This window comes from Enterobacter hormaechei subsp. hoffmannii (assembly GCF_001729745.1).
Taxonomy (GTDB): domain Bacteria; phylum Pseudomonadota; class Gammaproteobacteria; order Enterobacterales; family Enterobacteriaceae; genus Enterobacter; species Enterobacter intestinihominis.
Genome location: NZ_CP017186.1, coordinates 2,663,793 through 2,676,854 on the forward strand (window position 1 = coordinate 2,663,793; position 13,062 = coordinate 2,676,854).

The window sequence follows — 13,062 nt, forward strand, 5'->3', positions numbered from 1 at the left end:
CCTTAAGCAAGTTGACTATCACTCATGGGCTTTGGCATATCCCATTGCAAATTTGCCACATCATGATTTCTGATGGACAGTTCGCGTGACGGCATGGCTGGCGAGGCATTATTAAAGTGGTTTTCCACACCGTACTCCCCTTTTGGAAGCACCTCATCAGGCTTATTCATAAACCATTTCGTACGCTGTTCATCTAGCATTCCGGTACGGTAATATTCTTTAGCGGCAGGATAACCGTTCTGCGGATCGCGCCAGTCTGCCCGATGTAGCAACCCTTCCCAAAATTTCCCCGCCTGATAATCGAATGATTTGCACTGCCCAATAGCCAAATCAAACGCCATAGCGTGCGATGGCACAAATTCGCTCATCACAGTAGAGGAGTGCTGGCTGTAGCCTACCGGGTCAATTTTCTGCCATTCCGCTTGCAGTTCTTCCGGTGTTTTCTTCCAGGTAAGGGTAACTAACTGAAAATCACGCGAACCTGACACCTCACCATAAATAACTTCATGCTTGCGTTCAAAACTCTCTTCTTTAAGCTCTGAAGCAGATAAAACGTGACCAGGCTGCCAGCCAATATTTTGATAGCGGTTCACAGCAAAGGTTGTCGTTACTGTGCGCTTAATGGCGCTGGCTTTGGCGGAATAGGAAATGTAGGCGTCCGGGCTGTCCGGATCGACATAATAGGTATACGGTTTATCACTGGTTTTAGGATCGTTATCCGGGTGATTATTCTCCCCCTGAAGTTTGAAAATAAAAGGTTCCGGTAACTCCTCACCATTTATCACCACATCGCGAGCGCTGTAACTGGCGTTCGTGAGAAAGGCATATTTTGCATCCCCCTCATTTCGCGGCGGTAAGTCAAAGGGGTTAGCATCAGGGATGTTTCCTACTTCACCATGCTGGTAAAACACGCGCTGAAACAGATTCGGTATATCACTGGCAATATTCTGAGGAATGCCCCGCCAGCCAACCCCCTGCACATTCTCCAGCGACACGACGCCATCATTCGGGCAAAAGTAGTTATACACTTTACCGTCGTTGCTTCGGCAATATCTGTCATCCGTTCGTAGCGGATTATCGGAAGGTTTACGCAGGGTACAGGAGGCCTCCAGGGCCAGCAATTCGCTCTCGGCCATTTTCCCGCCACCTTTCCATTGCGTATGCATCAGGCGACAGAAATTTTTAAATGTCTGCTGTCTGGCATCGTCGGTCTGTTGATAACCCGGCTGAATATTTTCAGCCACGCGCGACTCAAGAGAATACGGTGAGTGATTAAGAATCACACAGTTTACCGGAGCATACCCGGCCTGTTTCACCAGCATATTTGCCAGCATAGTAATAATCGTGCCCTGACTATGGGCCACAATGTTAATCACATCTTTCGCCGTAATCGGCTCACTTCGAACCTGAATAATCAAATCCGCCAGCCGTTGAGCGGCAAAAAACTGGTAAATGCGGTGCGGGTTTTCATAAATGGGATGGGTAAAATCGCCATCATTGAAGTGCAGCGAGGCAAATCCCGCAGCGGCAACGCCGAAGCCACCGGCGCCGGGTCCCAGCATATCCGGGATCGTCGTCGTTGCGTTGGCAAAGGTCCCGCCCCCCTTGGCAAAACTCGTATCAAGTGCATTTTTAAAGTTATCGTTCTGGTACTGAAACGGCCCTTTCCCGTCATTACCCAGCGACTTTTTATTCGTCTCGTTATCTTCCTGGTACGCATCATAGGGCAGATGCGCTTTGTCACTCAGCTTCCCGACTTCCTCCCGGTAGCGCTTCTGGTCCGCCCGGTAGTCAGCATGCGTAACCGGTTTATATCCCCAGCAAAACGGGATGATGGGGGAACGCCCGGGAGTGATAATTCTGTAGTCTTTCCATTCGTGGGCGTAAAAATCCTGCCGGTTGAGTCGCTTACCCAGCCCGACAAGTATTCCTTTCTCCTGATTCTGGTAAGCTTCACCCACGTCGTTCACGCCATGGACGAGGATCACAATGCCGGGCATCGGACGCGGTATCCCGACGTTGCGCGTCTGGGCGACTTCGCCCAGGGTTTTGTGTACCGGAATATCGCCTTCTGATACCACCCGTGGAGCGTAGGGTTTTGTCTTCGCCTCCGTCATTCCATTATCTCCATTTTATAGCTGTCGAGGTCGTCAGCATCGAGCAGGGGTGAACGACCGCAGCTGTCCGTCACGCCTTCCACCACCTGTCCGGATGCACTGGTCAGCCTGAATTTTTTGTTTGCCAGAATTTGCTCCGGATCATCGCCGGCGTGCAGTTTGTAGCGAAGTTTAAAGGCGCCTTTCTCAAAGGATGGCGTCGGTACCGACACACTTTCCGGACCGTCGTATTTCAGGCTCGGCGCTTTGAGCTCAATGCCCGTCGGCGAGAAAATCGTGACCAGTCCGGTCGGGCTGATCCGGATCCCGCCGCCCCCGCAGACAAACTGCATTCCCTTTCTGGCACTGCCGTTCATTTTCCCGGCGGTGCTCGTCAGCGTGAAATCCTGCTGCGACAGCATGTGCATTTCGCCCCGCTGCGCCTGCGTCGTAATATCCCCCGCACCGGCAATCATCTGGATGCCGAGTTTGCGGGTAAACAGCGACAGTTTTTCCCCTACGGCCAGCGAGAATTTTTTCACCACATTCACGCTGGCATTCCCGCCCGCTGTGGCAATCAGGTCTTTCCCGGCTGACAATTGCAGGCTGTCCGGCGTAACCTGCGCAATTCCACTTTTTCCATATGCCAAAATACCGGGCTCCGCGAGATGACTCAGCGTCTGGCTGAGCGCATTTTGCCGATCGGTTTCCACATTACTCGCACCTGCCGTAAGCGCACTTTGTTGTAGGGTCATCGCCAGCGATAACGCCTTTTCGAGTTGTGCAATAGCCGCTGTCATATCCAGTTGCTTACCCCCCGCGCGGGGCTGTGCTTCCGTGGTGATCATCACGCCTTTGGCAGCACGCAGCGCCATCCAGTCGTCGGTGCGAGCCTCCACACCTTCCCCGCGCTTTTTGCCCTCAGCATCAACCAGGTGGCCCACACTCACTTGCCCTTTGCCGTACTCGGTAGAGATTTTGATGTGTTCCTGCCCGCGACGATCTTCAAGACGGATCTTGTTCAACGCGGCCGTGCGGATCACGTTTCGGGTATCGTTACGGTTTGTGACTAAATCCGGGTGGCTGCCGTCGTGCATGACATGGGCGATAAAAGGTCTGTCCGGGTCGCCGCCTTCAAAACCGACGGCAACTTCAGTCCCCTCCAGCAACGGAAAGTGAATACCAAAAGTGTCACCGGCGTACGGCCTGCCGAGGCGTACCAGGGCGCTTTCAAATCCGACCCGTTTTTCATCAAGGTCAAAATCGAACTTAACCCGGTAGCGTCCAACCGCATCAATTCCGGCATAGGTTTTATCTCCCCCGATAGCCATCACTCTGGCGGGCACCGTTCCGGCTATCACCGGCCGGGATATGTATTCAGGACGGAAGCTATAGCCGTGGATATAGGGGATCCCAGAAAGTACGGCGCGATAGTGTTCAGCACGGCTGCCGCGGATAGTCATCGCATTTATCACAAACCCGGACTTAAACCCGTCAGGTACAGGCCCTGCAGGATAAAACATAATGCCTGGCTGAAGCTCGGGATCGCTGGTTGTCGCCCCCAGAACACTCTGTCCGTTCAACAGGCGTTCATAACGCAGACGGGCGTAAAATGCGGCGGTTTCCGCCTCTTCACCGTGAAAATCCCCCGCAGCAAGATAGTGATCGGCATAGTGATAGTGTTGGCCTGTCGTTACACCTTCGGGAATATCGCTCGTTTTAACGGTCTTATCCGTCTGCGGCGATTGCGGGTCACGGTAGTTATAGGTGCGAACCAACACATTTTTTGGGATCAGGCCGTGCTGCTCCTCCAGATCGGTGATGTATTCGTTATAACTGGTCATGCCTGAATGTCGGACATAAGGCATCTGTTTGTCGCTGAAGTTGTAACGACGCGCAGAATCCCCAAAAATAACGACGGTTTCCGTTTTCACTTTGTTGTGATTCTCAAAACGGAACCAGATCCCTATCTCTGCTAGCAGCCGACGGATGAACCGCAAATCGGTTTCTTTCCACTGAACGATCATTTCCCGTCGTGGATAACTGTGGCTCAGTTGGTCAAAATCAATGTTGTAGCCGTCAAAGTGACCACTGTCCTTCATCAGCTTTGTAACGAGCTCCGGGACTGTCATGTTCATGTAAACCGCAGAACGGTAATTTTGATCCAGCAGCGCCAGCTCATGCTCCAGCACGCATTCATACAGTGCTTCGTCACCTGAAGACATCAGCCGGGAAAATTGGGTGATCGTGCCATTAATCTGGCGAACCGGCAGCCAGGAGGTTTGCCCATGCCATGAGGCTTCCAGATTGGGTGCACGCAGAATAAACTCAGCCCTTTGATTAAGAACAGCATTAATGGCAATGTTTTGATCCGGACTGGTAAAGCGAATGGTATAGCGATAAGGCTCGCTTAATATCTCTTTTCCTGTAAAAGAATGAACATCAGAAATAACATTTTTGCTACGCGGGAAATACAATAAGTATCTGTTTAACGTGTCCCGCCGTTGAGCCACCTCAGATTCCCCTGACATTATTATCTATCCTTTTAACAAACGTTCCGTTTATTAAAAACAATACACCTATCGTTCTCCAATTAAAATACCCAACCTCAAGTTGAATTGACTCAAAGGAAGTAACATTATTCACAAAATAAATAAAAAGAGCCCAGACAATCTCATCACAGATAAATTAAGAATGAATTATTCATCAAGTATATAAGTGAGGGATTATTTAATAATGAAGAATGATACGCCTGGGGGTTAGGGATATTAAAAATGTTTGTGGGAAGAAGAAGAAGAACTTATACATGCTGGTCACATAAAGTGACCAGCATCAGGCCAGAGGGCCTGCTTTATGCATTGAGCATTTGTTACTGTTTCGCGCCTTCTACCGCTTCGCGAGCCAGTTTAGTAATGCGATCCCAGTCGCCTGCTTCCAGCGCATCCGCCGGAACCAGCCAGGAGCCACCGATGCACAGCACGCTTTTCAGCGCCAGGTAGTCGCGGTAGTTGGCCGGAGAGATGCCGCCCGTTGGGCAGAAACGCACCTGGGAGAATGGGCCTGCAATCGCCTGCAACGCTTTGGTGCCGCCGTTCGCTTCAGCCGGGAAGAATTTAAACTCTTTCAGGCCGTAGTCCATGCCCAGCATCAATTCAGAAACGGTGCTGATACCCGGGATCAGCGGAATAGTACCTTCGGTTGCGGCTTTCAGCAGCGGCTCGGTCAGGCCCGGGCTGATGGCAAACTGTGCGCCCGCTTCGGTCACTTCCGCCAGCTGCTGCGCATTCAGAACCGTACCAGCACCGATGATCGCTTCCGGCACTTCTTTGGCGATAGCGCGAATCGCATCCATCGCACAGGCAGTACGCAGGGTCACTTCCAGAACACGAACGCCACCCGCAACCAGCGCCTTCGCCATTGGGACAGCGTGCTCCAGTTTGTTTACCACAATAACCGGCACGACAGGGCCAGTAGTCAGGATTGCTTCTGCACTTGTTTTCCAGTTTTTCATCAGAGTTTTCTCTCGCCAGATCGTTAAAATCAAGTCGTCTTAAAACGTAATACAGGTTGCGCCCTGCTCCGCACCGGAGAGTTTCTCACGCAACGCACCAAACATCTCGCGTCCGGTACCCACTCGGGATGCGCTCAGGTCAGGAATATGTGGCTGACGCGCCGTCAGCTCTGCTTCGTCCACCAGCAGGGTTAACTCGCCTGTCTGACCGTTAACGCGGATCATGTCTCCATCATGGACTTTCGCCAGCAGGCCGCCGTCGTAGGCTTCCGGGGTGACATGAATCGCTGAAGGCACTTTACCGGATGCCCCCGAGAGGCGTCCATCGGTCACCAGCGCAATTTTGAAACGGCGGTCCAATAATACACCAAGCGGCGGCATAAGTTTATGTAATTCTGGCATCCCGTTCGCTTTTGGTCCCTGATGACGCACCACGACTACGCAGTCTTTATCAAGCAGACCCGCGTCGAAGGCAGGTAAAACGTCGTGCTGGCTTTCAAACACCACCGCCGGGGCTTCGATAACCTGATTCTCTTCCGGCACGGCAGAAGTTTTCATTACGGCACGCCCAAGGTTACCGCTCAGCACTTTGGTGCCGCCGTGAGGAGAGAACGGCTGTTCGAAGGTCGCGATAACCTGAGGATCGAGCGAGTTGCTCGCCCCCTCGCGCCAGTCCAGCTCACCGTTGTTCAGCCACGGCTCAAGGGTATAGCGATGCAGGCCAAAGCCCGCCACCGTGTTGACATCCTCATGCAGCAGGCCGCCTTTCAGCAGCTCGCGCATCAGCACCGGCACGCCGCCCGCGGCCTGGAAGTGGTTAATGTCCGCCGGACCGTTCGGGTACAGACGCGCCATCAGCGGTACCACGGAGGAGATCTCGGAGAAGTCATCCCAGTTGATCAGAATGCCCGCCGCGCGCGCCATCGCGACAAGGTGCATGGTATGGTTGGTTGAACCGCCGGTCGCCAGCAGGGCGACAATCCCGTTGACGATGACTTTTTCATCCACCATTTTGCCCATTGGCATCCACTCGTTGCCGTTACCGGTCAGGCGCGTCACCTGACGGGCTGCGGCTTCGGTCAGCGCTTTACGCAGTGGCGCATCCGGCTGGATGAACGACGAGCCCGGTAGCTGCATCCCCATAAACTCCACCACCATCTGGTTGGTGTTAGCCGTACCGTAGAACGTACAGGTGCCCGGCGCGTGATAGGACGCGGCTTCCGCTTCCAACAGCGCCTGACGGTCCGCTTTTCCTTCGGCATACAGCTGGCGGATACGGACTTTTTCCTTGTTTGGCAGACCGCTTGCCATCGGGCCTGACGGCACAAAAATCGCTGGCAGATGGCCAAACGACAGCGCGGCCATCACCAGCCCCGGGACGATTTTGTCGCATACGCCCAGGTAGAGCGCGCCATCAAACATATTGTGAGAGAGGCCCACTGCCGCCGACATGGCGATCACTTCGCGGCTCAACAGAGACAGCTCCATACCGTCCTGTCCCTGAGTCACGCCATCACACATGGCCGGCACGCCGCCTGCAACCTGGCCCACCGCGTTCACGCTGTGCAGCGCATTGCGGATGATAGACGGGTAAACCTCATACGGCTGGTGGGCTGAAAGCATGTCGTTATAGGAGGTAATGATGGCGATATTGTTACGCAGCATGCTTTTCAGCGCGTCTTTATCACCAGGCTGGCAGGCGGCAAAGCCGTGGGCCAGATTCCCGCAGGCCAGCTGTGAGCGATGGACCGTTTCACTCTTCGCCTGTTCGATGCGGGCAAGGTAGGCAGCACGGGTCTCTTTCGAGCGTTCAACGATGCGTTGTGTTACGCGTAACAATGTCGGATTCATAAAAGCTCCTCTAATTTATCTGTCCAGGCTCGGGAGTTTACACAGTTTCTGACGGTTGTTAACAACGCTGAAACGCCTGATATCCGGAGCACAGGGGCAAAATGTCTGAAGGGAGTGTAATAAAAAAAGCTCCGCGGGTGAATCCACGCGGAGCTTAAAAGATTAAAAATTATGCCACTTGCTGTGTTAGATCATGTTACCGGTAAAATAACACCTTTGGGCTAGAGATGGGGGTTATTCAAACTCGTTCCAGGAGCGGCCATCACGGGTGATCATCGCAACGGAGGCGACAGGTCCCCATGTTCCCGCCTGATACGGTTTTGGCGCGTCCTGGTCGGCTGCCCACGCTTCGGTGATTGAGTCGACCCACTTCCACGCCTCTTCCACTTCATCGCGGCGGACGAACAGCGCCTGGATACCACGCATGGTTTCCAGCAGCAGGCGCTCGTAAGCATCGGCCAGATGCGTCTGGTTGAAAGTTTCAGAGTAACTCAGGTCGAGTTTGGTGGTTTGCAGGTTGTGTTTGTGATCAAGACCCGGCACTTTGTTCAGGATCTGAATATCCACACCCTCGTCCGGCTGTAAACGGATGGTCAGTTTGTTCTGCGGCAGTTCCTGCCAGGATTCTTTGAACAGGTTCAGTTCCGGATTTTTGAAGTAGACCACCACTTCGGAGCATTTTGCCGGCAGACGTTTCCCGGTACGCAGGTAGAACGGCACGCCGGCCCAGCGCCAGTCGTCGATATCCACGCGGATCGCCACAAACGTCTCGGTGTTGCTGGACTTGTTCGCGCCCTCTTCTTCCAGATAGCCAGGGACTTTTTTCCCCTGGGCAAAACCTGCGGTGTACTGGCCGCGCACGGTTTTCTCACGCACGTTGGAGCGGTCAATACGGCGCAGTGATTTCAGCACTTTCACTTTGGCGTCACGAATACTGTCGGCCGTCAGATCTGACGGTGGAGACATGGCAATCATGCACAGAATTTGCAGCAGGTGGTTCTGGATCATGTCACGCATCTGGCCGGCCTGGTCGAAGTAGCCCCAGCGGCCTTCGATGCCCACTTCTTCCGCCACGGTAATTTCCACGTGGTCGATAGTGCGGTTGTCCCAGTTGTTCACAAACAGGGAGTTGGCAAAACGCAGCGCCAGCAGGTTCAGAACCGTCTCTTTACCCAGATAGTGGTCAATACGGTAAACCTGACACTCCTCAAAGAACTCGCCCACCTGGTCGTTGATTTCACGCGAGGTTGCCAGCGACGTACCCAGCGGCTTCTCCATCACCACGCGCGCCGGTTTGGCGTTCAGCTTCGCTTCGCCCAGACCTTTGCAGATGGCGCCGAAGGTGCTTGGCGGCATGGCGAAATAGTTAATGGTGACGCGATTTTCCTGGTCCAGCATTTCACCCAGACGGGTAAAGGCGCTTACATCGTTGACGTCCAGATTGCAGAAATCGAGACGCCCGCTCAGCTTATCCCAAAGGCTTTCATCGATTTTCTCTTTCATGAAGGTTTCGAGCGCCTCGCGCACGACTTTGGTATAAGCCTCCTTATCCCAGTCGGCGCGCCCTACCCCAAGAATTCGGGTATCGGGATGGATCTGGCCCGCTTTTTCGAGCTGATACAGGGAAGGCAGCAATTTTCGGCGTGCAAGATCGCCTTTCGCGCCGAAAATGACCAGGTCACATGCCTGGGCTGTTTGCGTTACCGCCATGTCATTCTCCTCAGTTAGATCTCCTGGTACTCTGCCAGGTATCGTTGTAATTTTATTACAATGCACTGTACTGCTTTTACGCGTTTCCTGAAACCATTAGCGCTTAACGTCACGTGCGATACGGTGATTTTTCGTCGCGCGGGCCATTACGCCCGTCTGGTGACGCAACAAACGTCGATTCTTTGCGCAACAGGGGCAGAGCAAAACCCGACGTCGATCAAGTAATGAAAAAAAACAACAACATTTCTTGTCGACGATTACCCTTTCGGGTGTCCCGGGGGTAATATCGGCTAAATCGAATCAAGGTTTCATCTCTATGAAATCGTTTATGCCCTCATGAGCGTCTTGTTAACAATGAACATGCTGGAAAAAATCCAGTTTCAACTGGAACACCTTAGCAAATCCGAGCGCAAAGTGGCTGAAGTTATTCTCGCCGCGCCCGCTCAGGCGATTCATTCAAGCATCGCCGCTCTGGCACAGGAATCAGGCGTCAGCGAACCGACGGTCAATCGATTCTGTCGTAGTCTGGACACCCGCGGCTTTCCTGATTTTAAACTGCATCTGGCACAAAGTCTGGCAAACGGTACCCCGTATGTTAATCGCAATGTAGATGAAGACGACAGTGTTGATGCTTACACCGCAAAAATATTTGAATCGGCAATGGCCACGCTCGACCATGTTCGCCAGTCTCTGGACATGAGTTCAGTGAATCGCGCGGTCGATCTTCTTACGCAGGCCAAACGGATTGCTTTCTTTGGCCTTGGCTCGTCCGCCGCCGTGGCGCATGACGCCATGAATAAGTTCTTTCGCTTTAACGTGCCGGTGATTTACTCCGATGACATTGTGCTGCAACGCATGAGCTGTATGAATTGTAGCGAAGATGATGTCGTGGTACTCATCTCCCATACGGGCCGCACCAAGAGCCAGGTGGAGCTGGCGCAACTCGCGCGTGACAACGATGCGATGGTCATCGCCCTTACGACGGCTGGTACGCCGCTGGCCCGGGAAGCAACGCTTGCCATTACCCTGGACGTACCGGAAGACACCGACATGTACATGCCGATGGTCTCCCGCCTGGCGCAGCTGACGGTCATCGACGTGCTGGCGACCGGTTTTACTTTACGCCGGGGCGCAAAATTCCGGGATAACTTGAAGCGGGTCAAGGAAGCCCTGAAAGAATCGCGTTTTGATAAAGAATTGCTTATAAAGAGCGATGTTCCCTAATAACGACGATGTACGATTTACGGCATTCGGTCCCCTCGCTACTGCCTTGCGATAGATGAAGGCCGATTCTATGTTCACGCAACACCAAAGTTGTTTCAGTCAACGGAGTATTACATGTCCAGAAGGCTTCGCAGAACCAAGATCGTCACCACCCTAGGCCCGGCCACCGACCGCGATAATAACCTCGAGAAGATTATCGCCGCGGGTGCCAACGTGGTGCGCATGAACTTCTCTCACGGTACGCCAGAAGACCATAAATTACGTGCCGACAAAGTGCGTGAAATCGCAGCTAAACTGGGCCGCCATGTTGCTATCCTCGGTGACCTGCAAGGTCCAAAAATCCGCGTATCGACCTTTAAAGAAGGCAAAGTCTTCCTCAACATCGGCGATAAATTCCTGCTGGATGCCAACCTGAGCAAAGGCGAAGGCGATAAGGAAAAAGTGGGTATCGACTACAAAGGTCTGCCTGCTGACGTTGTGCCTGGCGACATACTGCTGCTGGACGACGGACGCGTACAGCTGAAAGTGCTGGAAGTTCAGGGTATGAAGGTGTTCACCGAAGTGACCGTCGGCGGCCCGCTCTCCAACAACAAAGGCATCAACAAACTCGGCGGTGGCCTGTCTGCCGAAGCGCTGACCGATAAAGACAAAGCGGATATCGTGACCGCAGCGCAGATCGGCGTGGATTATCTGGCCGTCTCCTTCCCCCGCTGCGGCGAAGATCTGAACTATGCTCGCCGCCTGGCGCGTGATGCAGGCTGCGATGCGAAAATCGTAGCGAAAGTGGAACGCGCTGAAGCGGTCTGCGATCAGGACGCGATGGACGACGTGATCCTGGCGTCTGACGTGGTGATGGTTGCCCGTGGTGATCTGGGCGTGGAAATTGGCGACCCTGAACTGGTCGGTATCCAGAAAGCGCTGATCCGTCGCGCGCGTCAGCTGAACCGCGCGGTGATCACCGCCACCCAGATGATGGAATCCATGATCACCAACCCAATGCCAACCCGTGCGGAAGTCATGGACGTGGCGAACGCCGTGCTGGATGGTACTGACGCGGTGATGCTGTCAGCAGAAACCGCTGCGGGTCAGTATCCGGCGGAAACCGTGGCCGCCATGGCGCGCGTCTGCCTGGGTGCGGAGAAGATCCCAAGCATTAACGTCTCCAAGCACCGCCTGGATATCCAGTTCGACAATGTGGAAGAAGCGATTGCGATGTCCGCGATGTACGCAGCCAACCACCTGAAAGGGGTCACGGCGATCATCACCATGACCGAATCTGGCCGTACCGCGCTAATGACGTCTCGCATCAGCTCCGGTCTGCCGATCTTCGCCATGTCCCGTCACGAGCGTACGCTGAACCTGACGGCGCTGTATCGCGGCGTGACGCCAGTTTACTTCGACAGCACCAATGACGGTGTGGCCGCCGCGCACGATGCTGTGAACCTGCTGCGCGACAAAGGTTATTTGGTATCCGGTGATATCGTTATCGTGACGCAGGGTGACGTGATGAGCACCATCGGCTCAACCAATACCACCCGCGTACTGACCGTAGAGTAAGCTCCGATCCCCTCTCCCCTAAGGGGAGAGGGGTGAAGGTTTCCTATTTCTTCGGGAAAAGCTCTTTACGCTTGTACGGCTCTGTTTCGCCAGGTTTACGCGTTTTGAGCAACTTCAGGATCCACGTATATTGCTCCTTATGTGGCCCCACCAGCACTTCCACCTCTTCATTCATGCGGCGTGCAATGGTGCGATCGTCCGCGGTCAGCAGATCGTCCATCGGCGGACGTACCTCAATGCTCAGGCGATGCGTTTTACCGTCATAAACCGGGAACAGCGGGATCACGCGGGCACGGCAGACTTTCATCAGGCGACCAATCGCGGGTAGCGTAGCTTTATAGGTCGCGAAGAAATCGACGAACTCGCTGTGCTCAGGACCGTGGTCCTGATCGGGCAGATAGTAGCCCCAGTAACCCTGACGTACCGACTGAATGAAAGGCTTAATACCATCGTTACGGGCGTGCAGACGTCCGCCAAAGCGACGGCGCACGGTATTCCAGACGAAATCGTAGATTTTGTTTCCCTGATTATGGAACATCGCCGCCATTTTCTGGCCCTGCGATGCCATTAACATTGCCGGAATGTCGACCCCCCAACCGTGCGGCACCAGGAAAATCACTTTTTCATCATTGCGACGCATCTCGTCGATGATTTCCAGCCCTTTCCAGTCAACGCGGTCGACGATCTTTTCCGGCCCTTTCAGCGCCAGTTCCGCCATCATCGCCATGGCCTGTGGCGCGGTGGTATACATGTCATCAATGATTGCTTCGCGTTCGACGTCGGTTTTATCCGGGAAGCAGTACAGAAGGTTTATTTGCGCCCGGCGGCGTGCGCTTTTACCTAAGCGCCCTGCCAGGCGCCCCACATTGCCGAGCACCGGATCGCGGAGGGAAGCAGGTAGCAACGCCATGCCAGCAAACACGTATACGCCAAGCCAGGCGCCCCAGTTACGCGGGTGGCGAAAGGATTTTTCAAACTCGGGAATGTACTCAATATTGTTTTTTTTGGTTTCCATGCGGGTTCCAGGGTCTGGTGACGCAAAAATATATTCAGATAGTGTAGCGAGGCAGCCGTCCGCGTACAAAAGAAAAAGCCGGCGCACACTGACGCCGG

General features: G+C 53.9%; 8 protein-coding genes. 2 read left to right on the top strand and 6 right to left on the bottom strand.

Features of this window, described 5'->3' with window-relative positions; translation table 11 throughout:
- Positions 1-2: 2 nt before the first annotated feature.
- From BFV65_RS12535 to zwf, 5 genes are all read right to left on the bottom strand, one after another.
- Entirely contained in the window at positions 3-2,117 is a 2,115-nt protein-coding gene (locus tag BFV65_RS12535; protein ID WP_069596713.1) for a T6SS effector phospholipase Tle3 domain-containing protein, read from the bottom strand.
- Positions 2,114-4,627, bottom strand: coding sequence for a DUF2345 domain-containing protein (locus BFV65_RS12540; RefSeq protein WP_063147806.1), 2,514 nt, complete (start codon positions 4,625-4,627; stop codon positions 2,114-2,116). The genes BFV65_RS12535 and BFV65_RS12540 overlap by 4 nt, the downstream gene beginning before the upstream one ends.
- Positions 4,628-4,965: 338 nt before the next feature.
- Positions 4,966-5,607, bottom strand: coding sequence for a bifunctional 4-hydroxy-2-oxoglutarate aldolase/2-dehydro-3-deoxy-phosphogluconate aldolase (kdgA, locus tag BFV65_RS12545; protein ID WP_023300441.1), 642 nt, complete (start codon positions 5,605-5,607; stop codon positions 4,966-4,968).
- 39 nt (positions 5,608-5,646) lie between these two features.
- Positions 5,647-7,458, bottom strand: coding sequence for a phosphogluconate dehydratase (gene edd, locus BFV65_RS12550; protein WP_069596714.1), 1,812 nt, complete (start codon positions 7,456-7,458; stop codon positions 5,647-5,649).
- Positions 7,459-7,692: 234 nt separating this feature from the next.
- A complete protein-coding gene (gene zwf, locus BFV65_RS12555; protein WP_022648481.1) occupies positions 7,693-9,168 on the bottom strand; it encodes a glucose-6-phosphate dehydrogenase in 1,476 nt (491 codons plus the stop codon).
- Positions 9,169-9,522: 354 nt separating this feature from the next.
- Here zwf and BFV65_RS12560 point away from each other — a divergent pair, with 354 nt between their 5' ends.
- Together BFV65_RS12560 and pyk are read left to right on the top strand one after the other, a co-directional pair.
- Positions 9,523-10,392: a MurR/RpiR family transcriptional regulator gene (locus tag BFV65_RS12560; protein WP_003859769.1), complete on the top strand. Its 870-nt coding sequence runs from the start codon at positions 9,523-9,525 to the stop codon at positions 10,390-10,392.
- Positions 10,393-10,506: 114 nt separating this feature from the next.
- Positions 10,507-11,949: a pyruvate kinase gene (gene pyk, locus BFV65_RS12565; protein WP_003859767.1), complete on the top strand. Its 1,443-nt coding sequence runs from the start codon at positions 10,507-10,509 to the stop codon at positions 11,947-11,949.
- Between the two features lie 43 nt (positions 11,950-11,992).
- Here the strand turns inward: pyk and lpxM are convergent, their stop codons facing one another.
- A complete protein-coding gene (gene lpxM, locus BFV65_RS12570; RefSeq protein WP_032624045.1) occupies positions 11,993-12,964 on the bottom strand; it encodes a lauroyl-Kdo(2)-lipid IV(A) myristoyltransferase in 972 nt (323 codons plus the stop codon).
- Positions 12,965-13,062: the final 98 nt, after the last annotated feature.